At 64.1% G+C, this 24,155-nt stretch carries 21 protein-coding genes; 12 read left to right on the plus strand and 9 right to left on the minus strand.

The window, feature by feature from the left end; genetic code table 11:
- On the plus strand, nt 1–489 hold the full coding sequence (locus tag BN1120_RS13080; RefSeq protein WP_042016428.1) for a 2-thiouracil desulfurase family protein: 489 nt from the start codon (nt 1–3) through the stop codon (nt 487–489).
- Here BN1120_RS13080 and BN1120_RS13085 read toward each other — a convergent pair.
- The 3 genes from BN1120_RS13085 to BN1120_RS13095 form a co-directional block, all read right to left on the minus strand.
- A complete protein-coding gene (locus tag BN1120_RS13085) occupies nt 432–1,379 on the minus strand; it encodes an acyltransferase (RefSeq protein WP_042016429.1) in 948 nt (315 codons plus the stop codon). The two genes, BN1120_RS13080 and BN1120_RS13085, sit on opposite strands and share 58 nt — an antisense overlap.
- Nucleotides 1,380–1,386: 7 nt before the next feature.
- Entirely contained in the window at nt 1,387–2,286 is a 900-nt protein-coding gene (locus BN1120_RS13090; RefSeq protein WP_039039683.1) for an acyltransferase, read from the minus strand.
- A 132-nt stretch (nt 2,287–2,418) separates the two neighbouring features.
- Nucleotides 2,419–3,936 carry a YifB family Mg chelatase-like AAA ATPase gene (locus tag BN1120_RS13095; protein ID WP_042016430.1) on the minus strand — a complete coding sequence of 506 codons (1,518 nt, stop codon included), beginning with the start codon at nt 3,934–3,936 and terminating at the stop codon, nt 2,419–2,421.
- 384 nt (nt 3,937–4,320) lie between these two features.
- On the opposite strand from BN1120_RS13095, the gene ilvG reads away from it, so the two are divergent.
- The 6 genes from ilvG to ompA all read left to right on the plus strand — a co-directional run bounded on the left by ilvG (nt 4,321) and on the right by ompA (nt 12,141).
- Nucleotides 4,321–5,967, plus strand: coding sequence for an acetolactate synthase 2 catalytic subunit (gene ilvG / locus BN1120_RS13100; protein WP_042016431.1), 1,647 nt, complete (start codon nt 4,321–4,323; stop codon nt 5,965–5,967).
- Complete coding sequence (gene ilvM, locus BN1120_RS13105) at nt 5,964–6,221, plus strand: acetolactate synthase 2 small subunit (protein ID WP_010676086.1); 258 nt, start codon at nt 5,964–5,966, stop codon at nt 6,219–6,221. Before ilvG ends, ilvM begins: the two co-directional genes overlap by 4 nt.
- A 12-nt stretch (nt 6,222–6,233) precedes the next feature.
- Complete coding sequence (locus BN1120_RS13110; RefSeq protein ID WP_039039680.1) at nt 6,234–7,178, plus strand: branched-chain amino acid transaminase; 945 nt, start codon at nt 6,234–6,236, stop codon at nt 7,176–7,178.
- A 146-nt stretch (nt 7,179–7,324) separates the two neighbouring features.
- The gene (gene ilvD / locus BN1120_RS13115) at nt 7,325–9,166 is read left to right on the plus strand and encodes a dihydroxy-acid dehydratase (RefSeq protein ID WP_042016432.1); all 1,842 of its coding nucleotides are present in this window, start codon (nt 7,325–7,327) and stop codon (nt 9,164–9,166) included.
- A gap of 64 nt (nt 9,167–9,230) precedes the next feature.
- The gene (ilvA, locus tag BN1120_RS13120; RefSeq protein WP_039039678.1) at nt 9,231–10,763 is read left to right on the plus strand and encodes a threonine ammonia-lyase, biosynthetic; all 1,533 of its coding nucleotides are present in this window, start codon (nt 9,231–9,233) and stop codon (nt 10,761–10,763) included.
- Between the two features lie 247 nt (nt 10,764–11,010).
- A complete protein-coding gene (gene ompA / locus BN1120_RS13125) occupies nt 11,011–12,141 on the plus strand; it encodes a porin OmpA (RefSeq protein WP_041211986.1) in 1,131 nt (376 codons plus the stop codon).
- Nucleotides 12,142–12,193: 52 nt separating this feature from the next.
- Here the strand turns inward: ompA and BN1120_RS13130 are convergent, their stop codons facing one another.
- On the minus strand, nt 12,194–12,652 hold the full coding sequence (locus tag BN1120_RS13130; protein ID WP_010676081.1) for an HPP family protein: 459 nt from the start codon (nt 12,650–12,652) through the stop codon (nt 12,194–12,196).
- Nucleotides 12,653–12,739: 87 nt separating this feature from the next.
- On the opposite strand from BN1120_RS13130, the gene BN1120_RS13135 reads away from it, so the two are divergent.
- Complete coding sequence (locus tag BN1120_RS13135) at nt 12,740–13,279, plus strand: TetR/AcrR family transcriptional regulator (protein ID WP_042016434.1); 540 nt, start codon at nt 12,740–12,742, stop codon at nt 13,277–13,279.
- Here the strand turns inward: BN1120_RS13135 and priA are convergent.
- Nucleotides 13,276–15,483: a primosomal protein N' gene (gene priA, locus BN1120_RS13140; RefSeq protein ID WP_080768024.1), complete on the minus strand. Its 2,208-nt coding sequence runs from the start codon at nt 15,481–15,483 to the stop codon at nt 13,276–13,278. The two genes, BN1120_RS13135 and priA, sit on opposite strands and share 4 nt — an antisense overlap.
- A gap of 147 nt (nt 15,484–15,630) precedes the next feature.
- Between priA and rpmE the strand changes: the two genes are divergently transcribed.
- The 3 genes from rpmE to BN1120_RS13155 all read left to right on the plus strand — a co-directional run bounded on the left by rpmE (nt 15,631) and on the right by BN1120_RS13155 (nt 18,832).
- Complete coding sequence (rpmE, locus tag BN1120_RS13145) at nt 15,631–15,846, plus strand: 50S ribosomal protein L31 (protein WP_010676078.1); 216 nt, start codon at nt 15,631–15,633, stop codon at nt 15,844–15,846.
- 116 nt (nt 15,847–15,962) lie between these two features.
- Nucleotides 15,963–17,396: a DUF2867 domain-containing protein gene (locus BN1120_RS13150; RefSeq protein WP_010676077.1), complete on the plus strand. Its 1,434-nt coding sequence runs from the start codon at nt 15,963–15,965 to the stop codon at nt 17,394–17,396.
- 179 nt (nt 17,397–17,575) lie between these two features.
- Nucleotides 17,576–18,832, plus strand: coding sequence for a malic enzyme-like NAD(P)-binding protein (locus tag BN1120_RS13155; RefSeq protein ID WP_042016435.1), 1,257 nt, complete (start codon nt 17,576–17,578; stop codon nt 18,830–18,832).
- 71 nt (nt 18,833–18,903) lie between these two features.
- Here BN1120_RS13155 and BN1120_RS13160 read toward each other — a convergent pair whose 3' ends face one another.
- The 4 genes from BN1120_RS13160 to trmA form a co-directional block, all read right to left on the minus strand.
- The gene (locus tag BN1120_RS13160) at nt 18,904–19,086 is read right to left on the minus strand and encodes a hypothetical protein (protein ID WP_010676075.1); all 183 of its coding nucleotides are present in this window, start codon (nt 19,084–19,086) and stop codon (nt 18,904–18,906) included.
- Nucleotides 19,087–19,140: 54 nt separating this feature from the next.
- Entirely contained in the window at nt 19,141–20,466 is a 1,326-nt protein-coding gene (rstB, locus tag BN1120_RS13165) for a two-component system sensor histidine kinase RstB (protein ID WP_042016437.1), read from the minus strand.
- Nucleotides 20,467–20,694: 228 nt separating this feature from the next.
- Nucleotides 20,695–21,402: a two-component system response regulator RstA gene (rstA, locus tag BN1120_RS13170; protein WP_010676073.1), complete on the minus strand. Its 708-nt coding sequence runs from the start codon at nt 21,400–21,402 to the stop codon at nt 20,695–20,697.
- Between the two features lie 265 nt (nt 21,403–21,667).
- Complete coding sequence (trmA, locus tag BN1120_RS13175; protein ID WP_042016439.1) at nt 21,668–22,801, minus strand: tRNA (uridine(54)-C5)-methyltransferase TrmA; 1,134 nt, start codon at nt 22,799–22,801, stop codon at nt 21,668–21,670.
- 169 nt (nt 22,802–22,970) lie between these two features.
- Here trmA and BN1120_RS13180 point away from each other — a divergent pair, with 169 nt between their 5' ends.
- On the plus strand, nt 22,971–24,092 hold the full coding sequence (locus BN1120_RS13180) for a DUF5610 domain-containing protein (protein WP_042016467.1): 1,122 nt from the start codon (nt 22,971–22,973) through the stop codon (nt 24,090–24,092).
- The last annotated feature ends 63 nt before the right edge of the window (nt 24,093–24,155 follow it).

The following is a 24,155-nucleotide window of genomic DNA, read 5'->3' on the forward strand; positions in this document are numbered from 1 at the left end:
ATGGGAGAGACGGGAATGCACAAGGTGCTGGTGAGCGCCTGTCTGCTGGGGCAGCCAGTGCGTTACGACGGCCAGAGCAAGGGGATTGTCAGCGACTGGCTGCAGGCGCTGGGAGCCGAGGGGCGGGCGCTGGCCTTCTGCCCCGAGGTGGCGGGTGGCCTGCCGACCCCGCGCCCTCCTGCCGAGCGGCAGGGTGAGCGGGTGATGACCGAAAGTGGGCTGGATGTGACCGCCGAGTTCGATCGCGGCGCCGAACTCGCGCTCGAGCTCTGCCAGGCCCAGGGCATTCGCTTCGCCCTGCTGAAAGAGGGGAGCCCCTCCTGCGGCAGCGGCCGCATCTACAACGGCCGCTTTGAAGGAGTCTCCATGACGGGAGAGGGCAAGACCACCGCCCTGCTGCGCCGCCACGGCATCGCAGTGTTCAGCGAGGATCAGTTGCCCGAGCTGGCGTCGGCCCTCTTCTTGGCCGCCACCTCGGCGGGCTCCTGAGCTCGCCGCCACCCTTCCAGCACCTCGTCCTTCTCCCGCCAACGCTGGTTCAGCCACTCCTGGAAACCGCGTTTGAACTGCTTGTCGTTGAAGTAGTCCCCCACCAGTTGCTCGTCCACCGGCAGCTCCTCGATTCGCACCCGGATGCGCTTCATCTTCCCCATCAGGAAATCCTTGAAGGGGGTGTTGGGGTTGTCCGGGTAGCTGATGGTGACGTTGATCAGGCTGTCGAACTGATCGCCCATGGCTGCCAGGGTGAAGGCGAGTCCTGCCGCCTTGGGGGGCATGAGATGGCGATAGCGGGAGCGGGCGGCCTCGCGCTTCTGATCGGTGAAGCGGGTCCCCTCCACGAAGTTGATGACGGTGGTGGGAATGTGGCGAAACTTCTCGCAGGCGTTGCGGGTGGTCTCGATATCCTTGCCCCGCAGATGTGGATTTCTTAACAGAAACTCTCTCGAATAGCGGCGCATAAAGGGCATGTCCAGCCCCCAGCACGCGAGCCCCAGCAGCGGTATGTAAATGAGCTCGTGCTTCATGAAGAACTTGGGCACCGGTAGCCGATTGCGAAACAGGTGGCCGAGCACCACGATATCGGTCCAGCTCATGTGGTTGCTGATGATGAGATACCAGCCATCCTTGCGCAGCCGGGTATTGTCCTCAATCTGCCAGTCGATGCGGGTAGTGAGGCGGATCACCAGGGCGTTGCAACCGAGCCACAGGCCCATGAAGCGGTTGTTGAGCCGGCTGCAGGCGCGACCAAAGGCCGGCACGGGCAGCAGCAGTTTGGCCAGTGACACCAGCAGGATCAGGCTGGCGCACAGGGCGGTAAACAGTATGGTCAGGCCGGCGCTGATGAACAGCACCAGGGGGCCCGGGAGCAGGTTTGGCATGAGTGTCTTACTGCGTCTTGTCCGCCAGCAGCTTATCCAGGGTCTGGTCCTTCTCGTGCCAGATCCCGTTCAACCACTGTTGAAACTCTTGTTGGAACTCGGGGTCATTGAAGTAATCCCCCACCAGATTGCGTTCGATCGGCAGAAAGCGGACCCGAACCTTGATCTCCTTGACCCGACCGCACATGAAGTCCCAGTAGCTGGGGACGCCGCCGGGATAGGCGATGGTCACATCCACCAGCTTGTGCAGTTGATCCCCCATGGCCGCCAGGGTGAAGGCGATGCCCCCTGCTCTCGGGTGCAGCAGATGACGATAGGGTGCCCCTTGCCTGTCGTGCTTGCCGACGGTGAAGCGGGTCCCTTCCACGAAGTTCATCACACTCACCGGCATATGGCGGAAACGGGCACACGCCTTGCGCGTGGTTTCTATGTCTTTTCCCCTCAGATGCGGGTGCTTTTCCAGAAATTTTCTGGAATAACGCCGCATGAATGGGAAATCCAGCGCCCACCAGGCCAGACCGAGAAAAGGTACCCAAATCAGTTCTTTCTTGAGGAAAAACTTCAGGAAGGGGATTTTTTGATTAAAAATCCGCTGCAATACCAGTATGTCGACCCAGGATTGGTGGTTGGCAATCACCATATACCACTCATTCCGGCGCCCTTTGTCCACTCCGACCACATCGAAAGGGGTGTTGATGATGGTTTTCTGGATCAGATTGTTAAAACCTATCCAGTGGGTGGCGCAGCCGTCCAGGAGTGTGTTGCAGAGACGTCGCGCCCCCTTGAAGGGCAGCAGCAGCTTGATGAGGCCAAGCAGCAGGACGGGGACAAACCAGAACAGGGTGTTGATGAAATAGAGCAGGGTCGAGAGGCTGCCGCGCAGTCGCTCTATCAGCTTGTTGGGCATGGTGGAATCCGTCTTCGTATCGGTGGATGGCAACCAAGTGGTCAGATCTGTTGCCATAATATCAGCCGGCCCACGACTAGACCATGGTGGCGCCCTTTCCGAGTCGGGTGGTGGCTGCTGTCGTTCCCCCGCTCACTGGCCCCCGCGCAGCCGCGACAACAGCCTATCCATGGCACGATAGCCCAGGGCTTCGATCAGATGCGCTCTCTCGATGGTGGCGTGCCCCGCCAGATCGGCGATGGTGCGCGATACCCGCAGGATGCGGTGCCAGGCCCGGATGCTGAGCCCCAGCTTCTGGATGGCACCTTCCAGAAACTCGGCATCCTGTGGCGATAATCTGCAAACATCTTCGATTTCACGACTATCCAGCAGGTTATTGAGTTTTCCGCTGCGACTCAGCATGCGCTCTCGCGCCCCCAGCACCCGTTCGCGTATCTGCTGGCTCGATTCCCCCCGCTCCGCCTTGCCGGTCAGGCTCCCCCTGGGCAAGAGCGGGACCTCTACCGTCAGATCGAACCGGTCGAGAAAGGGGCCGGAGAGCTTGCCCAGATAGCGCAGGATCTGATCCGGGCTGGAGCGGGTCTGGCCGTCGCCATAATGGCCGCAGGGGCTGGGATTCATGGCACCCACCAGCTGGAAGCGGGCGGGAAAATCCACCTGGCGGGCGGCACGACTGATGGTGATGTGCCCGGTTTCCAGCGGCTCGCGCAGGGAGTCGAGCACCTTGCGCTCGAACTCCGGCAGTTCATCCAGAAACAGTACCCCGTTGTGGGCGAGGGAAATTTCGCCAGGCCTGGGATGGGTACCCCCGCCCACCAGCGCCACCGCCGAGGCGCTGTGATGGGGCGTGCGATACGGCCTGTGGTGCCAGTGGCCGGCGCGGGGGGTGAGGCCGCCGATGGAGTGAATGGCGGCGGTCTGCTGCGCCTCCTGTTCGCTTAGCGGTGGCAGAATGCCGGGCAGACGGCTGGCCAGCATGCTCTTGCCGGTGCCGGGGGGGCCGATGAACAGCAGGTTGTGGCTGCCAGCTGCGGCGATCTCCAGCGCCCGCTTCGCCTGGGACTGACCGATCACATCCTGCAGATCCGGCACGTCGGGCAGGATCTCCGCGCTCTGGGGTTCCGGCAGCGGCAGTTCGTACTGGCCCGCCAGCCAGGCGGTGACCGCCAGCAGCTGGTGGGCGGTGCGCACCTCGGCATCCTGTATGAGGGAAGCCTCCGGACCGTTCTCCCGTGGGACCAGCAGGGTGCGCCCTGCGTCGCGGCAGGCGAGCACCGAGGGGAGCACCCCAAGCACGGGGCGGATCTCGCCCGTCAGGGCCAATTCCCCTAAAAATTCGTGATCGAGCAGGTATTTTGCGGGTATCTGCTTGGATGCGGCGAGAATGCCGATGGCGATTGCCAGGTCGAAGCGGCCCCCCTCTTTGGGCAGATCCGCAGGGGCCAGGTTGACCGTGATGTGCTTGGCCGGAAATTCGAAATTGCCGTTGAGCAGGGCGCTGCGCACCCGATCCCGCGACTCTTTCACCGAGGTTTCCGGCAACCCCACCATGTTGAAGGCGGGCAGGCCGTTGGAGAGGTGCACCTCCACCGTGACTTGCGGCGCCGCTATCCCCAGGCTGGCACGGCTATAAACAACAGCTAATGACATAAATACCGTCCTTGGTTTGATGTATATGCTGGTTAACCGTTTTTTATTAGTTTTTTGTTCCAGTCGTCAGGTTTCAGAGCAGTCAAAATCAGAGTCTTGTCAGGTAAAAAGTGCTTGCCCAATAAAAATCACCGTGCTAGTTCTAATAGCCATTCGCGGCAAGCTCCGCTCCCATTTCACAGGATTTCCGGTTGTAACTATGAACATGGCCTCCCGTTTCGTCAGCATTATTGTGGTCCTAGTGGTGATTATTATCTCACCGCTCGGGGCTCGTTTGGCTGCACGGAACAAGGGATAGACCCACCACCGGACAGAACGAAACAAGCGACCCCCGAGCCTCACGGCCCGGGGGTTTTTTTTCGACCAAAGGACAGGATTTTCCACATGAACGGCGCGCAGTTTTTGGTACAGGCTCTCAAGAAACAGGGTGTGACCCAGGTGTTTGGTTACCCGGGCGGGGCCATCATGCCGGTCTACGACGCCCTGTATGACGGTGGCCTGGCCCATCAGCTCTGCCGCCACGAGCAGGGGGCCGCCATGGCCGCGGTGGGTTATGCCCGCGCTTCCGGTCAGGTGGGGGTCTGCATCGCCACCTCTGGCCCCGGCGCCACCAATCTGGTCACCGGCCTCGCGGAGGCACTGCTCGACTCTGTACCGCTGGTGGCCATCAGCGGCCAGGTGCCCTGCGCCGCCGTCGGTACCGATGCCTTTCAGGAAGTGGACGTGCTCGGCATGTCCCTTTCCTGCACCAAGCACTCCTTCATGGTGACGGACCCGGCGGATCTGGGACGGGTCATTGCCGAAGCCTTCGCCATCGCCACCGAAGGGCGTCCGGGCCCCGTGCTCATCGACCTGCCCAAGGATGTGCAACTGGCCGCCGTTCCCTCTCAAAGCCCGCTGTTTGCAGTGGAGGAACCCGACCCCCTGAATCCGGCCGAACTGACGGTCGCCCGTACCCTGCTGGCCGGTGCTGAGCGTCCGGTACTCTACGTCGGTGGCGGGGTGGGCATGGCCAATGCCGAGCAGCAGCTGCGCGACTTTGCCGCCACCACGGGGATGCCGGCGGTCACCACCCTCAAGGGGATAGGTGCCCTCGACCCCGACAGCCCCGTTTATCTGGGCATGCTCGGCATGCACGGTACCAAGGCCGCCAACCTGGCGGTGCAGCAGTGCGATCTGCTGGTGGTGGTAGGCGCCCGTTTCGATGATCGGGTGACCGGCAAGCTGGAAGAGTTTGCCCCCGAGGCGAAGGTGATCCACCTGGATGTGGACGCCGCCGAGTTCGGCAAGCGCCGCGCCGCCGATGTGGGCATCACCACGGATCTCAAGCGTGTGCTGCCCGCCCTGGCGATGACGCTGACCCTCGACCCCTGGCGCGAGCACTGCGCCACCATGGCTCGGGAATACGCCTTCCGCTACGACCATCCGGGTCAGGCCATCTACGCCCCGGCCCTGCTCAAAGAGCTTTCAAGCCAGCTGCCTGACACCAGCGTGGTGGCCTGCGACGTGGGTCAGCACCAGATGTGGGTGGCCCAGCACATGCGTTTCACCAGCCCGCGCAACCACCTCTCCAGTGCCGGCCTAGGCACCATGGGCTTCGGCCTGCCCGCCGCCATCGGCGCCAAGATGTCGCGCCCCGATGACGAGGTGGTGCTGGTGAGCGGTGACGGCTCCTTCATGATGAACGTGCAGGAGCTCGGCACCATCCGCCGTGCCCGGCTCAAGGTGAAGATGGTGCTGCTGGACAACCAGCGCCTCGGCATGGTGCGCCAATGGCAGGAGCTGTTCTTCGACGGTCGCTACAGCGAGACCAATCTGTCCGACAACCCCGATTTCGTCGCTCTGGCCGCCGCCTTCGGCATCCCAGGCGAGACCATCACATGCAAGGAAGAGATAGGTCCGGCACTGGATCGCCTGCTGGCGAGCGAGAGTGCCTATCTGCTGCATGTGGCTATTTCAGAGGAAGAAAATGTCTGGCCCCTGGTTCCGCCAGGAGTCGCCAACCACAAGATGATGGAGCAACGCCTATGAACCAGCTCAATACCAGCACCCTGGAAATCCATGCCCAACCCAGACCCGAAGTGATGGAACGGGTGCTGCGGGTGGTCCGTCACCGCGGTTTCAATCTCTGCGCCCTCAACATGGAGCAGGATTGCCAACAGCTGCGGATCACGGTTACTGTCGAATCGGTACGTCCCATCCAGCAGTTGTGGAGCCAGCTGGTGAAGCTGGTGGATGTCTCCCGGGTCGATGCACTGGAACAGCAACCCCGGATCAGAGCTTAAGGAGCCAAGCCAATGTCACAGCCTTCCCAATCCGCCGCCCACCCCCAATACATCTGGTTCAACGGCAAGCTGGTCCCCTGGCAGGATGCCCAGGTGCATGTCATGAGCCATGCCCTGCACTACGGCTCCTCGGTGTTCGAGGGGGTGCGGGCCTATGACACTCCCAAGGGGACCTGCATCTTCCGCCTGCAGGAGCACACCCGCCGCCTGTTCGACTCCGCCAAGATCTACTGGATGGACGTCCCCTACAGCGAGTCCGAAGTGAATGAAGCCTGCCGCACCGTGGTGCGCGAGAACGGCCTGAAGAGCGGCTACCTGCGCCCGCTGGCCTTTGTCGGCAACGTGGGGCTGGGGCTGCATCCGCCGCTGGATGCCAAGGCCGACCTCATGGTCGCGGCCCTGCCCTGGGGCGCCTACCTCGGTGAAGAGGGGCTGAAAAACGGAGTGGATGTGTGCGTCACCTCCTGGAACCGGCTCGCTCCCAACACCATCCCGACCGGTGCCAAGGCGGGGGGCAACTATCTCTCTTCCCAGCTCATCAGCCGCGAGGCCAAGCGCAACGGCTTCGCCGAGGGGCTGGCGCTGGATGTGAACGGCTATCTGAGCGAAGGGGCGGGGGAGAACCTGTTTCTGGTGAAGAACGGCGTGCTGTTCACCCCGCCCGCCACCGCCGCCATCCTGCCCGGCATCACCCGCGACACCATCATGACGCTGGCGCGCGACTTGGGTTACGAGGTACGCGAGCAGGCGCTGCCCCGTGAAGCGCTGTACGTCGCAGACGAAATCTTCATGACCGGCACCGCGGCCGAGGTGACCCCGGTGCGCTCGGTGGATCGGATGAAGGTGGGCGCCGGTTGCCGTGGCCCGGTGACCGAGCAGTTGCAGAACGCCTTCTTCGGCCTGTTCAACGGCAAGACCGAAGACAAGTGGGGCTGGCTGACGCCGGTCAACGACTGATGATAGCGGGGAGGCGTCACGCCTCCCCGAGTCGCTTCCGGTGAAGGCTCCCCGAGGTGCCTTCACCAGGATCGATTCCCGATCCGCGAATCACACATTCATGTTGAAAGACAATGCGCCCCAGGGGCATTCAGGGAGTAGAGACAATGCCGAAGTTGAGATCCGCCACCACCACCCACGGACGTAACATGGCCGGGGCCCGCGCCCTCTGGCGTGCCACCGGCATGACCGATCAGGATTTCGGCAAGCCCATCATCGCCGTGGTCAACTCTTTCACCCAGTTCGTGCCGGGCCACGTCCACCTCAAGGATCTGGGCCAGCTGGTCGCCCGCGAAATCGAGGCGGCTGGCGGGGTCGCGAAGGAGTTCAACACCATCGCCGTGGATGACGGCATCGCCATGGGCCACGGTGGCATGCTCTATTCCCTGCCGTCCCGCGAACTCATCGCCGACTCGGTGGAGTACATGGTCAACGCCCACTGTGCCGACGCCATGGTCTGCATCTCCAACTGCGACAAGATCACCCCGGGGATGCTGATGGCTGCCCTGCGCATCAACATCCCGGTCATTTTTGTCTCCGGCGGCCCCATGGAAGCGGGCAAGACCAAGCTCTCCGACCAGATCATCAAGCTGGATCTGGTGGACGCCATGATCCAGGGTGCCGACCCCAAGGTCTCCGATGCACAGAGCGATCAGATCGAGCGCAGCGCCTGCCCCACCTGCGGCTCCTGCTCCGGCATGTTCACCGCCAACTCCATGAACTGCCTGACCGAGGCACTGGGTCTCTCCCAGCCGGGCAATGGCTCCCTGCTGGCGACCCACAGCGACCGCGAGCAGCTGTTCAAGTTGGCGGGCCAGCGCATCGTCACTCTGGCCAAGCGCTGGTATGAGCAGGACGATGCCTCGGCACTGCCGCGCAACATCGCCACCAAGGCGGCGTTCGAGAACGCCATGGCGCTCGACATCGCCATGGGCGGCTCCACCAACACCGTGCTGCACCTGCTGGCGGCAGCCCAGGAGGCGGGTGTCGACTTCACCATGGCCGACATCGACCGCATGTCCCGCAAGGTGCCCCAGCTGTGCAAGGTGGCGCCCTCCACCCAGAGGTACCACATGGAAGACGTGCACCGCGCCGGCGGCGTGGTCGCCATCCTGGGTCAGCTGGAAAAAGCGGGCCTGGTGCACGGGGATACCCGCAACGTGCTGGGCACTTCCCTGGTGGAGCTGCTGGCCGAATATGACGTCAGCCGCAGCAATGACAAGGGGGTTCACGACTTCTACCGTGCAGGCCCTGCCGGCATCCGTACCACCAAGGCGTTCAGTCAGGATTGCCGCTGGCCCGAGCTGGATCTGGACCGCGCCGAGGGGTGCATCCGCTCCTTCGATCACGCCTACAGCCAGGAAGGTGGCCTGGCGGTCCTCGCTGGCAACCTCGCCCTCAACGGGGCCATCGTCAAGACCGCCGGGGTGGACGAGGAGAACCTTACCTTCCGCGGCCCGGCCCGGGTATTCGAGAGCCAGGAGAGCGCGGTGAGCGGCATCCTGGACGGCACGGTGAAAGCCGGTGAAGTGGTGGTGATCCGCTACGAGGGCCCGAAAGGGGGCCCCGGCATGCAGGAGATGCTCTATCCCACCACCTATCTCAAGTCCATGGGATTGGGCAAGGCGTGTGCCCTCATCACCGACGGTCGCTTCTCCGGCGGTACCTCGGGTCTCTCCATCGGTCATGTCTCCCCGGAGGCGGCCTCTGGCGGCACTATCGGTCTGGTAGAGGATGGCGACATTATCAACATCGACATCCCGGCCCGCAGCATGGTGCTGGAGGTGGCCGACAGCGTGCTGGCCACCCGTCGCGCCGCCGTCTCTGCCCGTGGCTGGAAGCCGGTCGATCGTCAGCGCGAGGTCTCCTTTGCCCTGCGCGCCTACGCCATGTTCGCCACCAGCGCCGACAAGGGCGCGGTGCGCGATCGCACCCTGCTGGGGGAGTGAGAGAATGAACTGTCATGATATGGGCGCATTGCGCGCCCTTCGCCACGAGACGGGGGTATAAACCATGGTCTCTGCGGCGGATTATCTACGCAAGGTGCTGCTCTCCCCCGTCTACGAGGCGGCGCGGGTCACCCCCTTGCAAACCCTGAAGAAACTCTCCGACAGGCTCGGCAATCACGTCAGCCTGAAGCGGGAGGATCTGCAACCGGTTCACTCCTTCAAGCTGCGCGGCGCCTACCACAAGATCGCCACCCTGACCCAGGAGCAGAAAGAACGCGGCGTCATCGCCGCCTCTGCCGGCAACCACGCCCAGGGGGTCGCCCTGTCGGCCGCCAAGCTCGGCATCAAGGCGATCATCGTGATGCCCAAGACCACGCCGGACATCAAGATCGACGCAGTGCGCCGTCAGGGCGGCAACGTGCTGCTGTTTGGCAACAGCTTCGACGAGGCCTACGGCGAGAGCCGCCGCCTCGCCGAGTTGGAGGGCTACACCCTGATCCCGCCGTTTGACGACGTCGAGGTGATCGCCGGTCAGGGCACCATCGGCAAGGAGCTGCTGGAGCAGGATACCCACCTCACCCACGTCTTCGTGCCGGTGGGCGGCGGCGGCCTGGCCGCCGGGGTGGCGGTCTACATCAAGCAGCTGCTGCCGGATGTGAAGGTGATCGGGGTGGAGGCGGAGGGGTCCGCCTGCCTCAAGGCGGCGCTGGCGGCCGGCGAGCCGGTCAATCTGGAGCGGGTCTCCCTGTTTGCGGACGGGGTGGCGGTCAAGCGCATCGGCGAGGAGACCTTCCGCCTGTGCAACCAGTATCTGGACGAGGTGGTGACCGTCTCCAACGACCAGATCTGCGCCGCGCTCAAAGACATCTTCGACGACTGCCGCGCCATCGCCGAGCCATCGGGGGCCTTGTCGCTGGCCGGCCTCAAGGCCTACAGCGAGCGGGAGCAGGTCAAAGGGGGGCGGATGGCGGCCATTCTCTCCGGCGCCAACGTCAACTTCCACAGCCTGCGCTACGTGTCGGAGCGCTGCGAGATCGGCGAGAAGCGCGAAGGCATGCTGGCGGTGACCATCCCCGAGCGCAAGGGGGCCTTCCTCGACTTCTGCCGTCAGCTCGGGCCCCGCATGGTGACCGAGTTCAACTACCGCTACGCCGATGCCGAGCAGGCGTCGCTGTTCGTCTCGGTGCGCCTCACCGGCGGTGACGAAGAGCTGGGCCAGATCATCGATCAGCTCGGCGGCAACGGCTATCCGGTGGTCAACATGACCGAGAGCGAGCTGGCCAAGAACCACGTGCGCTACATGATTGGCGGCCGCCCGGCCCGGCCCCTCGGTGAGCGCCTCTACAGCTTCAAGTTCCCGGAGCAGCCGGGGGCCCTGATGCGCTTCCTGGAGACCCTGGGCTGTCGCTGGAACATCAGCCTGTTCCACTACCGCAACCACGGCGCCGACTACGGCCGGGTGCTCTGTGCCTTCGAGCTGCCGGACGAGGACGTGGCGGCTTTCCACGATTACCTGCACGAGATTGGCTACGGCTGGAAAGAGGTGAGCGAGGATCCCGCCTACCGGCTGTTCCTGGCGAGCCAGGGCAGTCAGTGAGCGGGGGCCATCCCCTTGCCAGATGAAAAACGAAGAGCCCGGCTCTTCGTTTTTTTATGGGCAACGCGCCGGCCCCCATGATTGGGGGCACGGTGGCTGATAATGTCGCCAATATCACACTCCTGAGTCCCTGGTCGTTTGAGGCTGGTTGCAGATGGGATAATCTGAATGCGGGGCTTGGGTTCAGGGCCCCGTCAGGGAAGAGAGACGCAGCCGCGTCATAACAATTCATTGCAGGGGCTCATCCATGAACAGATCTATGCTCGCCGTCCTGATCGGCGCTTTGATGGCAACAGGGACGGTGCAGGCTGCCGCCCAGGACAACACCTGGTATGTCGGCGGCAAGGCCGGCTGGTCAAATTATTACGGGGTGGATTACAACGCTCAGGTCGAAGAGCTGTTCGATGCGACCAAGGTGAACGAGAACAGCGATGATCTCGGTCTGGGGCTGTTTGCCGGTTATCAGGTGAACAGAAACGTGGCGATTGAGCTCGGCTATGACTGGCTCGGCAAGTATCAGGTGGACAAGCACTACTCGGGCAACGGGGTTGATTTCGCACTCGATGGCGAGGCCAAGGCCCAGATGGTGCAGGCCACCATGAAGATTATCCTGCCTGCAACCTCGGCACTGGATATCTACGGCCGTCTCGGGGGGGCCTATGCCTGGACCGAGAGCTCACTCAACGTCAGGGCCAGCGATGGCACCAGCAGCCTCTCCGAATCCCATGAGGGCAACAAATATCATGGTGCCGCCTTTGTCGGGGCGCTGGGGGTCGAATACGCCATCGACAAGGATTGGGCCGCCCGCCTCGAATACCAGTACACCACGCCCCTGGGCAAGACTTCCCTCGACGAGTCAGGCATCGAGATGGACAACGGCCTGCTGTCGGTCGGCATGCTCTATCGCTTCGGCCAGATCGGCGACGAGCCGGTGGCACCAACGCCTGCGCCCGAACCTGCGCCCGCCCCGGCCCCCGTGCTGGTGGAGAAACAGTTCAGCCTGGATTCCGATGTGCTGTTCGAGTTCAACAAGGCGACCCTGAAGCCAGCCGCCAGCCAGGCCCTCGACAACCTGTTTGCCCAGATCCTGGCGGCCAATCCGAAAGACGGGGTGGCGACGGTGATCGGTCATACCGACCGCATCGGCTCGGAGGCCTACAACCAGTCCCTCTCCGAACAGCGTGCCCGCACGGTGGCGGATTATCTCATCGCCAAGGGATTGTTTGCCGACAAGGTGCGTGCCGAAGGGCGGGGAGAGTCTTCGCCCGTGACCGGGGGCAGCTGCCCGGATGGCGCCAAGGCGCAGATGATCGCCTGCCTGGCCCCGGATCGCCGGGTCGAGGTGCGCCTGACCGGGGTCTCCCAGGTCGCCGAATAAGCCATCTTTGCCTTGCTATTAAACAACGAGGGGGCCAAGGCCCCCTCGTTGTTTATGTGGGTGTGAGCCGTGACGTTTGCAGCCGCCTGGCGCAATGACTCACCATGATCAGCAGCAAGGCGCCGGGTAGCACTGTTTGCCAGAGGAAAGGCCAGGACTGGGTGGTGAGCAGGATCAACAGTGGATTGGCTCCGGCAGGGGGGTGGATCAGCCCCAGTCCCTGCATGAGTGCAATCGACAGGCCCACACCCAGCGCCAGCTTGAGTTCCATCGGTAGCGGTAGCAATTGCACCACCAACCCCACGGTGGCCGATAACAGGTGGCCTCCCAGCACGTTCTGCGGACGGGCCAGCGGACTGTCCGGCAGTGAGAAGAGCAGCACACAGCTTGCCCCGAACGGTGCCATCAACAGGGTCGACTGCCAGCTCATGTCCAGCCAGCCGAGCAACATTATGGCCAGGCAGGCACCGAGCCCTGCCAGCCAGGCACTTCGCCATCGTCTTGTTTCCATCTCCTGTCTCCTTGTCTGTGCCGGATCACTTGATCCAGCCTGCGACATTAGGTAGACAGATCGGTGTACTTCAAGAGGAAAGTTACCATGAGCGACAAACGGCAACAGCTGATGACGACAGCCTATCGGCTGTTCAATCGTCACGGCTTTCACGCCACAGGCATCGATCGCATCTGGGCCGAGGCGGGCAGTACCAAACGTACCCTCTATCGCCACTTCCCCACCAAGGATGCCTTGATCGAAGCGGTGCTGATGGCACGGGATGCGGAGTTCTTTACCCTGCTCGATGCCAGGATGGATGGGGTGTCGGGGCGGGAGGCCAGGTTGCTGGCGCTGCTCGATGGCTTTGCGGACTGGTTTGGCCGCAGCGACTTCTACGGCTGCAACTTCATCAACGCGAGCGCCGAGTTCTCCGATCCTCGCCACCCGGTGCGCAAGCTGGTGGTGGCCCACAAGCGTGCGTTGCTGAACTGGGTCAGGGAGGCCCTCGAATGCACCGAGGTGCAGGCCACCGGGTTATGCCTGCTGCTGGAAGGGGCCGTGGTGATGGCCCACAGCTATCAGCAGCCTCTGGCTCTGGAACAGGCCAGGGTGTTGGCGGAGGCCGTGCTGGCAGAGCCGCGCTAGTTCAGTTCCGTGGGGTCGATATCCAGACTCCAGCGCACCCGCTTGCTCTCGGGCCACCCCTCCAGCTCCGTCACCGCCCAGTCGAGCAACTGGGCCAGCGGTGCTCGGTTGGGCCCCTGCACCAGCAGCTGCATGCGAAACTTGCCCGCCTTGCGCTCCATGAAGCCGCTGATGGGCCCCAGCACCTGCACCTGGGGATAGCGGGCGCTGCGCAGGGTATCGGCGAGACGACTGAGGAACAGCTGTACCTCGTCGCGGCCGTTGGCCTCGGCCCGGAACAGCCCCTGATGGCTGAACGGTGGCAGCCCCAGCAGGCGGCGCTCTTTCAGCGCCGTGTCGGCGAAGTGGCCATAGCCGTTCTGGGTCAGATCCTGCAGCAGGGCGTGTTCGGGATGGTGGCTCTGCAGCACCACCAGCCCCGGTTTGCTGGCACGACCAGCCCGGCCCGCCACCTGGGTGTAGAGCTGGGCCAGCTTCTCGGCGGCGCGAAAATCGGCGCTGAACAGGGCGCCATCCACATCCAGCAGTCCGACCAGGGTCACATCCGGGAAGTGGTGGCCCTTGGCCAGCATCTGGGTGCCGATCAGGATCTTGTACTTGCCCGCCTTGATGTCGCCGAGGTGGGTCTCCAGCTCCCCCTTGCGGCGGGTGTTGTCCCGGTCGATGCGCACCACCGGATATTGCGGGAACACGGTGCCAAGCAGCTGCTCCAGCTGTTCGGTACCGACCCCGGAGCCGATGAGCTCGCTGCTGCCACACTCGGGACAGTGGTGGGGCAGCGGGCGCACGCTGTCGCAGTGGTGGCAGTGCAGTCGCCGCCCGGCCTGGTGCCAGGTGTACCAGGCGTCACAGCGCTCGCAGGCGGCACTCCAGCCGCACTGGTGGCAGATGAGTGCCGGCGCATAGCCCCGGCGGTTGAGAAACAGCATCACCTGGTTGCCCGCCGCCAGGTGCTCTGCCATCAGCTGTTCCAGCTGGGGGGAGAGCCCCGCCTGCAGCCGCACGTTCTTGATATCCAGGATCACCTGGCGAGCGGTCTGGGCGTTGCCGGCGCGCCGGGTCAGGCTGAGGTGGTGATACTTGCCGCTGCGGGCGTTGTGCAATGTCTCCAGCGACGGGGTGGCAGATCCAAGCAGGATGGGAATGCCGGCGCGATGGGCCCGCATCACCGCCAGATCCCGCGCGTGGTAGCGAAAGCCGTCCTGTTGCTTGAAGGAGCCGTCGTGCTCCTCGTCGATGATGATGATGCCGAGGTCCTTGAACGGCGTGAACACCGCGGATCGGGTGCCGATCAGAATGGCGGCACCACCGTCGCGGCAGGCGAGCCAGGCATCGAGCCTCTCCCTGTCGTTCATGGCGGAGTTCATTGCCACCACGGGCACCTTGAAGCGGCGGCGAAAACGGTTGATGGTCTGGGGGGTGAGGCCGATTTCCGGCACCATCACCAGCGCCTGCTTGCCCGCCTTGAGCAGGGGCTCGAGGATGCTGAGGTAAACCTCGGTCTTGCCGGAGCCCGTGATGCCGTCCAGCAGGAAGGCACCGAACTTGTTACTCTGGCTGGTGACGGCGGCCACCGCCAGCGCCTGCTCGCCGTTGAGGCGCAGCCCCTCACCCGGCTCGAAGCGGGTGGCCCAGTCGCCATCATGGCTCGGCTCCAGCGAGCGCTTCTCCAGCAGTCCCTTCTTCTCCAGCGCGGTGAGGGTGGCGCTCTGGATCTCCTCCTGTTTGAGGGCGGAGGGGGTCTGCGGCCCCTTGCGCAGCAAGGCGAGGGCCTGCTGCTGCTTGGCCGCCCGCTTGAGCTCGTTGAGGTCGATGGCCATGCCCGCATCGGTGGCAAACCAGAACTCCAGCTTCCGATAGGCGGCGGGCTCCCCCTTGCGCACCAGCACCGGCAGGGCGTGGGGCAGTACCTCCCCCAGCGGGTGCTGGTAGTAACCGGCGCTCCAGGCCATCAGCGCCAGAATGTCGGGCCCCAGCACCGGCGCCGAGTCCAATACCCGTTTGATGGGCTTGAGCTTGTTGCGCGGCACCTGGCTGTCGGCCGGGTGATCCACCACCAGACCGACCAGGGTCTGCGGGCCGAACGGGATCTCGACCCGGCAACCGGGGGCAGGCAAGGGCAGGGGAGAGAGGTAGTCGAAATGACGGCGTAACGGCACCGGCACAGCCACACGAACCAGATCCAGCGTTTGGGAAGAATTCACCAGGGGTTGCCTATTTTTTCTGCGAAGCCACTTGCCTGATCTCAGGCGTTTCCTATATTATTCGCAGCCTTTGAAACTGTGTTCAACAATCGTGTGGTGTCCGACAAGAGATCGGATGGCGACACGGCCTGATAATTGAGGTTGTCCATGAAAGCTGGTATCCATCCTGACTACGTAGCCATCACCGCCAAGTGCTCTTGCGGTAACGTCATCAACACCTTCTCTACCATCGGTAAAGATCTGAACCTGGACGTGTGCTCCGAGTGCCACCCGTTCTACACCGGCAAGCAGAAAGAAGTTTCTAGCGGCGGCCGCGTAGACAAGTTCAACAAGCGTTTCGGTGGCTTGACCTCCAAGAAGTAATCTTGCTTCTGAAGAATTCTGAAAAAGGCGCCCATCGGGTGCCTTTTTTATTGGCCGCCATTCTGTAATTCCCCGCTTTGCCCTATGGTGTTGGCTCAACCAAGGGAGAAGAGCCGATGCGCACATGTCTGGTGATGGGAGCTGCCGGGTACATAGGATCCTACCTGGTGCCTCATCTGCAGGGTCTGGGGTACAGGGTCATCGCCGGGGCCCGTCGTCCCTGCCGTCTGCCGGAGGGGGTGGCGTTTCGCCTCGCCGACAGCCTCAAGCCTGCCACCCTGCCCCCTGCGCTGGCGGGGGTCGACACCGTCTTCTATCTGGTACACGCCATGGGGGCGGGGGCCGGTTTTCACCGGCTGGAGCAGCAGGGAGTGAAGAACTTCGCCGCCGCCGCCCGTGCCGCCGGGGTGCGCCGCATCGTCTATCTCGGGGCCATCCAGCCCGAGCCCTGCAACAGTCGCCACCTCAACTCCCGGCGCTACTGTGGGGAGCTGTTTCGCAGCGCAGGGGTGCCCACGGTAGAGCTGCGTGCCGGCATCATCATAGGCCCCGGCTCGGCGGCGTTCGAGGTGATGCGGGATCTGGTGTACAACCTGCCCATGATGGTGACGCCCAAGTGGGTGCGTTCCCGCACGCCCCCCATCGCCCTCTCCAACCTCTTGCACTATCTGGGCGGGCTGGTGGAAGCCGACGGGGTGGATGGCCAGATCTTCAATGCGGCCGGCCCCGAGCTGCTCAGCTACCAGCAGCAGCTCCAAAAATTCGCCGCCCATATCGGCAAACGCTGCCCCATCATTCCGATCCCCTTTTTGAGCCCCCGGCTCTCCGCCTGGTGGCTGCAGTTCGCCACCTCGGTTCCCCAACCCATCGCCAAGGCGCTGGTGGGGGGGCTCAAGCACGACATCCCGGCGGATGACGGCCCCTTGCGCGCCCTGCTGCCCCAGCATCTGCTCAGCTTCGATGAGGCGCTGGCGGAGAGCCTGGCGCTGGAGCAGAGGCTCGGTGCCGAGCAGCACGGGGAGGAGACGCCCCTTGGTCTGCGCTGGCGCCATCCCGAATATGGCTTCTACGACCGCACCGCCAGCGGGGAGGCGGATTGCCTCGCCGCCCCCGAGGTGGTGTGGCAGGTGTTGCAGCAACTGGGGGGTGAGCAGCGCTACTTCTACATGAACGAGCTGTGGGTGGTGCGCGAATGGATGGATCATCTGATCGGCGGCCCGGCCCGGACCCGGGGACGTACCAACCCGGATCGCTTCGTGAAGGGGGACATGCTGGACTCCTGGCAGATCCTCGGGGTGGATGAAGGACGCAGGCTGGATCTGCTGTTCAACATGAAGGCCCCCGGCGTCGGTCGGCTGGAGTTCAACATCCAGCCCCTGGAGTCCGGCCTGACCCGGCTGCGGGTGACGGCCCACTGGCATCCGCAGGGGGCCTGGGGGCTGGCCTACTGGCTTGCCATGCTGCCGTTTCACCTCTTCATCTTCCAGGGGATGACGGAGGCCATCGCCCGGCAGGCAGAGGCAAAAGCCGGCATTCCAGTCATGGATTGAAATCGAATCTATAACTAATTGGGTAATTATGGGTGGCATGACATGCTACTGACTAGCGTGTTATTGCTATCCAGCGATATTTTATGCTGTGAAAGGGCGGGGGATTTCTTTATGATCCTCAGCCCTCGCCCGCTGGCGAGCCAACGCATCACTCATTCATTTCCGTATCGGGGTCCCCCATGTCCGATCAGCAGCACGATCTCCGCCAACAGGCACTCGACTACCACGCCCAACCCGTTCCGGGCAAAATCGCCATCGCCCTCACCAAGCCCGCCGGGACCGCTCGCGATCTGGCGCTGGCCTACAGCCCGGGCGTTGCCGAACCGGTACGCGAGATCGCCGCCAATCCGGCCGATGCCTACCGCTACACCGGCAAGGGCAACCTGGTGGCCGTCATCTCCAACGGCACAGCCATCCTGGGGCTGGGCAATCTGGGCCCGCTGGCCTCCAAGCCGGTGATGGAGGGCAAGGCCCTGCTGTTCAAGCGCTTTGCCGGCATCGACGCCATCGACATCGAGGTGAAGCACGAGACCAGCGCCCAGTTCATCGATACGGTGGCCGCCATCGCCGACACCTTTGGCGGCATCAACCTGGAAGACATCAAGGCCCCCGAGTGCTTCGAAATTGAAGAGGCGCTGATCGCCCGCTGCGACATCCCGGTGTTCCACGATGACCAGCACGGTACCGCCATCGTCACCGCAGCCGGGCTGCTCAACGCGCTGGAAGTGCAGGGCAAGGAGATTGGCACCAGCCGCATCGTCTGCATGGGCGCCGGTGCCGCCGCCACCGCCTGCATGGATCTGCTGATCAAGTGCGGGGCTGCGCCGCACAACATCTTCATGCTGGACCGCCAGGGTGTGATCCACAGTGGCCGCACCGATCTCAACCAGTACAAGCAGCGTTTCGCCAACGACACCCCCCTGCGTACCCTGATGGATGTCATCGACGGGGCTGACGTCTTCGTCGGCGTCTCCGGCCCGGACGTACTGCCTGCCGAGGCGGTGGCCCTGATGGCCCCCAACCCGGTGATCTTCGCCTGCTCCAACCCGGACCCCGAGATCAAGCCTGCCCTGGCTCACGGAGTGCGCGGGGATCTCATCATGGGAACCGGCCGCTCGGACTACCCGAACCAGATCAACAACGTGCTCTGCTTCCCCTTCATCTTCCGCGGCGCCCTCGACGCCCGTGCCAGCCGCATCAACGATGCCATGAAGATTGCGGCAGTGGAGGCGATCCGGGCTCTGGCCAAGGAGCCGGTGCCCGCCGAGGTGCTGACCGCCGCTGGCGTGAGTGAACTCGCCTTCGGCAAGGACTACGTCATTCCCAAGCCCATGGACGCCCGCCTGCTGCCGCGGGTTGCCCGTGCCGTGGCACTGGCGGCGGTTGCCTCCGGGGTGGCCCGCATCGAACTGCCGGCGGATTACATGCTGGGTTGAGTCACGGCAAGCGCGCAAAAACAGAAGGGGCCCCTGTCGGGGGCCCCTTTTTCATGGCGGAAGCGGGCAGCTTACTTGGTCTTGGGGGCAACCTTGACGGCCGGCGCCTTGGCGTGGGCAGCCTTGTGATGCTTTTTCACGACCTTGGTCTGGGTGGCGTGGGGAGCGGCGGCCTTGGTCGGGGTGGCGGCCATGGTAAAGCCGGAGGTCAGGGCGAAGACAGCGGCCAGAGTCAGGGGGATCAGCTTGTTCATATTCCAGTTCCTCGTTCGGTTTGATGACATGGAGCGTTTCTCCATGACTTCATCCTAGGGTTGTTCGACCTGCGGTTCAGTGAGCGACTGGTGACGGTTTGTATCCAAATGTACGGGCAGGGTCAGGCAGAAACGGGCACCGCTGCGGCTTGGCAGCAGTTGCACCTCGCCGCCGTGGTGGTGGGCGATGCTGCGCACGATGGCCAACCCCAGCCCGGCGCCGCCGGTGCGTCTGTTCCGGCTCTGATCCAGGCGCACGAAGGGCTCGAAGATTTGCGGGGCCAGCGCGGGATCGATGCCGGGGCCATCGTCGGCCACCTCCAGCAGATAGTCGTCCCCCTGTCGCGCTATGCAGAGGCTTGCCTGGCTGGTGGCATGGCGCAGGGCGTTGCCGATGAGGTTCTCCAGCGCCCGGTCCAGCAATCGGGTGTCGCCGCGCCAGGGCAGAGCCATGGCCGGGCGCACGAAGTCGAGCCGCTTGTCCGGCCGCAGGGCCTGCCAGTCGGCCAGGCGGCTGCCGGCCCAGCTGCCGAGCTCCAGATCGCTGCATTGCAGCGGCAGTTCGGGGCGATCGAGCCTGGCATAGGTGAGCATCTCCTCGATGAGGGCATCGAGGGCGCCGAGGTCCCGCTCCAGTCCCTGCTGCTCCTCGGGTGAGGGAGGCTCGGCCAGCATGGCGAGGCGATAGCGCAGCCGCACCAGGGGGGAGCGCAGCTCGTGGGCGATGGCGTCGGTCAACTGTTTGCGACTGGCCAGCATGGCCTGCAACTGCTCCGCCATCTGGTCGAAGGTGCGGCCGACCCGGCCCAGGCTGCTGCCGGGCGGCAAACCGGTGCGACAGGAGAGATCCCCGTCGCCGACCCGGCGGGCGGTCTGTTCGAGCTGTTGCAGGCCGCGCCAGTGAGGGCGCAGCCAGAGCAGGATGGGCAGGCCGAGGGAAAGGCCGATGAGCAGCAGCAACCCCACGTCCACCCAGTGCAGCTCGTGCAGGTAGGAGAGGTAGGGGACGGGGCCGACGATCAGCACCTTGTCGGTGTTCGGGATGCGCTGCAGGAAGGTGTCATCCTCCTCGACGATGACGATGTTGCCCGCCTCGAGGAAGGCCTGATCCTCGCTGGCCAGGGGCTGGTTGGCGAGGACGCCGATCTGCAGCGGCAGATTGAGCTGGCGGCTCTGCTCGCCGGTGCGGGTGGCCCAGTGTTCCGGCGGCAGCCGGGCCAGCTCGCCAGTGAGCAGGCCGAGGGAGCCTTGCATCATCCGCTCCAGATAACGGTCCCCCGCCCGCTCTGCACTGACCTGATAGACCAGCCCGATGAGCAGAATGGCGAGGGTGAAGCAGCCTATCAGCAGCAGATAGAACTGGATAAACAGGCGTCGCATCGGGGCTCTCCTCTTGCCTGGATTGCGTCTGGACATTGCCTTGTTGCCCCTCATCCCCAACCCTTCTCCCGCAAGGGGAGAAGGCTGAGAGCATCAAGGTCATTCGGCGGGGCTTATTCCCAGGCCTGGGGTACTAGCAGGTAACCTTTCTGGCGCACCGTCTTGATGCGGGTCGGGTTGTTGCTGTCATTCCCAGGCTTCTGGTGTGCAGGCGTGTGAGACACCAGCTCATTCCCAGGCCTGGGGTACGAGTAGATAACCCTTCTGGCGCACCGTCTTGATGCGGGTCGGGTTGTTGCTGTCATCCCCGAGCCGGCGGCGCAGACGGGAGATGGCCACGTCCATGCTGCGATCCTGGCCGTCGTAGTCGCGCCCCCGCAGGCTGCGAAACAGCGCCTCCCGCCCCAGGATCTGGCCGGCGTGGCAGGCCAGCTCCCACAGGAGGTCGAAATCGGCGGTGGAGAGGGGGATGCTCTCCCCATCGAGGCGCACGTCCCGACCCGGGCCGTCTATCTGGAGGCGGCCGAACTGCAGGCGCTGGGGTGGGGCGGCGGGGACCACGGCCTGCTGGCTCTGCCCCTGCTGGCGAAACTGGACCCGCAGCCGGGCCAGCAGCACCGGGGGGGGCGTGGTCTTGAGGATGTAGTCGTTGGCCCCCAGCTCCAGGCTCAGGATCTGGTTCATGTCGCTGTCGAGCGAGGTGAGCATGACGATGGGGCCGGCAAAGCGCGGGCGCAGATCCCGGCACAGGGAGAGGCCATCCTGCCCCGGCAGCATGATGTCGAGCAGCACCAGATCCGGCTGCTCGGCCAGGGCCCTGTCGAGAGCCCGGTCACCCCGGGTCTCCAGCAGCACCTCGATGTCGTGGCGACCGAGCCAGCTGCTGATGAGCTGGCCAATCTCGGGATCGTCTTCAACAAACAGAACGCGTGGCATGGTGGCGTGATTCCCCGGTCATGGCGTGAGTGGGCGTGTCGCCAGCATAACGGCTGCGTCCGCGCTCTGCACCGGGATAACTAATCAATGCGGGGGTTTTTGCCCCTTCTCCCGGGGGAGAAGGGGGGACAGGATGAATCGGTTGGTATCGGGCCGCCCCCACTTGTCCCGTGGCGGGTCGGGGCGGCGCGATGAGGCAGGATCCGTGCCCTTCAGTGGCCATAGCGGCTCCGGCTGCCATGGAGCAGCCGGGGAACCGCCCGGATCAGCCGCCCTTGCGCTTCAGATACACCCCGGCTTCCATGTGGTGGGTCCAGGGGAACTGGTCGAACAGGGCGAAGCGGGCGATCTCGTGGGTTTCACCGAGCACGGCCATGTTGGCCTGCAGGGTCTCGGGGTTGCAGGAGATGTAGAGGATGTTGTCGTAATCCTGCACCAGCTTGACGGTGGCGTCGTCCAGACCGGCCCGGGGCGGGTCGACGAAGATGGTGTTGCACTGGTAGGCGCCGAGATCGACCCCCTTGAGGCGGTTGAACTCCCGCTCGCCGCGCATCGCCATGGTGAACTCCTCCGCCGACATGCGCAGGATGATCAGGTTGTCGACACCGTTGGCGGCGATGTTGAACTGGGCGGAGTCCACGCTCGGCTTGGCGATCTCGGTGGCCAGCACCTTGCGAAAGTTCTGCGCCAGGGCGATGGAGAAGTTGCCGTTGCCGCAGTAGAGCTCCAGCAGGTCCCCCTCGCTCCCCTTGGTCACGTCCAGGGCCCAGCCCAGCATCTGTTCGTTGATGGCGGCGTTGGGCTGGGTGAAGCTGTTTTCCACCTGCTTGTAGACCAGCTCGCGCCCCTGCACGGTCAGGCGTTCGATGACGAAGTCATCCCCGAGACAGATCTTCTGCTTGTGGGCGCGACCAATCAGTTGCAGCTCGAACCCCTTGGCCCGCAGGTCGGCCTGCAGGGCCTCGGCGGCCTGCTGCCACTCGTTCTCCAGCTTGCGGTGGTAGAGCAGGCTGACGCAGATCTGGCCGGACTGGGTGGAGAGGTAGTCGATCTGGAACAGCTTCTTGCGCAGCACGGGGTGCGGGCGCAGCCCGGCCAGCAGCACCGGCATCAGCCGGTTGATGAGCAAGCTGGCGGTGGGGAAGCTGTCGACCCGGATGATCTCCTTGGTGGCCGGTGCATACATGCAGTGGTACAGGTCGTCCCCCTCGTGCCAGATGCGGAACTCGGCGCGCATCCGGTAGTGTTCGGCGGGGGAGGCGTGCAGCTCCAGCGCAGGCGGATTGAAGGGGGCGAACAGCTGGGTGAGGCGATCGCGCTTCTCGTCGAGCTGGGCCTGGTAGTCGGCAGGAGTCCGTCTGCCCTGGGCGTCGGCGGAAGAGGGCTGGGATTGAGTCATGGATACCTCGCATGCACCGGGCTGAGCCGGGGAAAGACCGGGGGAAGGCCGCAGCCAACCAAAGGGTGGGGATTTTAAAAGGCCGTTGCGGATTGTCCAAGTTTTTTGTGGTCAAGAAGTGGCCAGTCGGGCCGATAACCGATCCACCACTATAGGCGGGAGAGTAATGATGCAAATTGATGGCATGGGCGCAGCCCAACCCAAGGGAGTGGGCATTGCTCCCAAATCGCCTCAACAGACGGAGTCGAAGACGGCGGACAAGGGGGACGAGGTCTCCCTGAACAAGCCCCCGAAATGGGCCCAGGTGCTGATCCAGCAGGCGCTGCAATTTGCGCTGGAGATCAACGGCCAGGGCTACAAGGCACCCAAGGTGCAGGAACCCCAGGAGGTTACTCCGGAGACCCTGTTCGATTTCCAGTCGGTGGCGGACAACGTGTTGCAGTTCGTCACCGGGCGGATAGGCGCGGCCCGTGCCGACGGCAAGTCCGACGACGACCTGACCAAGATGATGGAGCAGGCCCGCAAGGGGGTGGACAAGGGCTTCGGTGACGCCAGGAAGCAGCTCGGTGACTGGGCGGACAACGAGGACATCAAGACCGGCATGGATCAGAGCTACAAGCTGATCCAGAAGGGGCTCGACGAGTTCGAGAAGGAGTTCTTCGGCAAGGTGTCGACCACGGATCTGGGGGATGCCAGAATGGCCAGCCGCCAGCAGGCCCTCCTCGAGATCGAGACCCGGGACGGGGACAAGGTGATGCTGCGCTTCAGCGACAGCTGGCAGTTCAAGTCCCAGAGCGACGGGGGTGGCAGCCAGTTCAGCCTCAAGTCGAGCCAGAGCTTCGACTTCTCCCTGGAGGGGGATCTCGACAGTGCCGAGATGGATGCCATCGGAACCCTGGTCAAGGGGCTGGACGAGCTGGCCGGGCAGTTCTTCAAGGGGGGCGACGGCAAGACCCTGGCGGACGGGCTGAACGGGCTGCAACTGGATGACAGCCAGCTGGTCTCCTACTCCCTCAAGCTCAAGCAATCGGCCAAGTTGAGTCAGACCTACCAGGGGGCCAGTTCCCTGCAGGAGAGCCTCAAGCCCCTGGCGGACTACCTGCCGAGGCTCAGCCGGTTGCAGCAGCAGGCCGACGCCCTGCTGCCCCCTTCCCAGCAGGAGGCGCTGACCCCCACCGTGCTGGCGGCGCGGGGTCAGGACGGGGCGACCCAGGGGGCAGGCTTCATGGGCTTCAACCAGCGGATGCTGGAGGCCATGCGGCTGCTTGGCCAGCAGATGGCGACCGGCTAGTCTGGCGACGCCCCCGTGATGCCGGCGGGGGCGGGGTGTTTGCCAGCCCGTCCCCGGGCTGGC

This window comes from Aeromonas caviae (assembly GCF_000819785.1).
Lineage (GTDB): Bacteria > Pseudomonadota > Gammaproteobacteria > Enterobacterales > Aeromonadaceae > Aeromonas > Aeromonas caviae.

Coding starts and splice junctions, on each gene's coding strand:
- BN1120_RS13080 (WP_042016428.1), top strand. CDS start 1: ATGGGAGAGACGGGAATGCACAAGGTGCTGGTGAGCGCCTGTCTGCTG.
- BN1120_RS13085 (WP_042016429.1), bottom strand. CDS start 1,379: ATGCCAAACCTGCTCCCGGGCCCCCTGGTGCTGTTCATCAGCGCCGGC.
- BN1120_RS13090 (WP_039039683.1), bottom strand. CDS start 2,286: ATGCCCAACAAGCTGATAGAGCGACTGCGCGGCAGCCTCTCGACCCTG.
- BN1120_RS13095 (WP_042016430.1), bottom strand. CDS start 3,936: ATGTCATTAGCTGTTGTTTATAGCCGTGCCAGCCTGGGGATAGCGGCG.
- ilvG (WP_042016431.1), top strand. CDS start 4,321: ATGAACGGCGCGCAGTTTTTGGTACAGGCTCTCAAGAAACAGGGTGTG.
- ilvM (WP_010676086.1), top strand. CDS start 5,964: ATGAACCAGCTCAATACCAGCACCCTGGAAATCCATGCCCAACCCAGA.
- BN1120_RS13110 (WP_039039680.1), top strand. CDS start 6,234: ATGTCACAGCCTTCCCAATCCGCCGCCCACCCCCAATACATCTGGTTC.
- ilvD (WP_042016432.1), top strand. CDS start 7,325: ATGCCGAAGTTGAGATCCGCCACCACCACCCACGGACGTAACATGGCC.
- ilvA (WP_039039678.1), top strand. CDS start 9,231: ATGGTCTCTGCGGCGGATTATCTACGCAAGGTGCTGCTCTCCCCCGTC.
- ompA (WP_041211986.1), top strand. CDS start 11,011: ATGAACAGATCTATGCTCGCCGTCCTGATCGGCGCTTTGATGGCAACA.
- BN1120_RS13130 (WP_010676081.1), bottom strand. CDS start 12,652: ATGGAAACAAGACGATGGCGAAGTGCCTGGCTGGCAGGGCTCGGTGCC.
- BN1120_RS13135 (WP_042016434.1), top strand. CDS start 12,740: ATGAGCGACAAACGGCAACAGCTGATGACGACAGCCTATCGGCTGTTC.
- rpmE (WP_010676078.1), top strand. CDS start 15,631: ATGAAAGCTGGTATCCATCCTGACTACGTAGCCATCACCGCCAAGTGC.
- BN1120_RS13150 (WP_010676077.1), top strand. CDS start 15,963: ATGCGCACATGTCTGGTGATGGGAGCTGCCGGGTACATAGGATCCTAC.
- BN1120_RS13155 (WP_042016435.1), top strand. CDS start 17,576: ATGTCCGATCAGCAGCACGATCTCCGCCAACAGGCACTCGACTACCAC.
- BN1120_RS13160 (WP_010676075.1), bottom strand. CDS start 19,086: ATGAACAAGCTGATCCCCCTGACTCTGGCCGCTGTCTTCGCCCTGACC.
- rstB (WP_042016437.1), bottom strand. CDS start 20,466: ATGCGACGCCTGTTTATCCAGTTCTATCTGCTGCTGATAGGCTGCTTC.
- rstA (WP_010676073.1), bottom strand. CDS start 21,402: ATGCCACGCGTTCTGTTTGTTGAAGACGATCCCGAGATTGGCCAGCTC.
- trmA (WP_042016439.1), bottom strand. CDS start 22,801: ATGACTCAATCCCAGCCCTCTTCCGCCGACGCCCAGGGCAGACGGACT.
- BN1120_RS13180 (WP_042016467.1), top strand. CDS start 22,971: ATGCAAATTGATGGCATGGGCGCAGCCCAACCCAAGGGAGTGGGCATT.